Source organism: Ochrobactrum sp. SFR4 (genome assembly GCF_019730395.1).
In the GTDB taxonomy this organism is placed as follows: domain Bacteria; phylum Pseudomonadota; class Alphaproteobacteria; order Rhizobiales; family Rhizobiaceae; genus Pseudochrobactrum.
On sequence record NZ_JAAPBB010001246.1, the window covers coordinates 1 to 242 of the forward strand.

A 242-nucleotide genomic window follows, 5' to 3' on the forward strand; every position below is an offset into this window, starting at 1 on the left:
CCGGCTGGAAACCGGCGACCAATACGGCGACGACTGGATGAAGCCGTGACAATCAGAACAGGAGCGTCATCTTCATTCAGAGGCACATCAGATGTCATCTGATTGTCACTGCCATTGTCCCCAGCACCGCTTGTGGCATTATCATTTGTCTGGTCGTCAGCCGTATTGAGCGAAGTGTCCGATGTCAGCTGCTTGCTGTCATTATCGCCAGCGCCATTTGTGTCATTGTTCTGTGACTGATT

Annotated in this window: 1 protein-coding gene; it reads right to left on the reverse strand. The window is 51.7% G+C overall.

Translation table 11 applies throughout. From position 1 onward, the window contains the following. Positions 1 to 242 (reverse strand): hypothetical protein (locus HBA93_RS23005; RefSeq protein ID WP_221724774.1); only part of this gene is annotated, 242 nt, incomplete at both ends.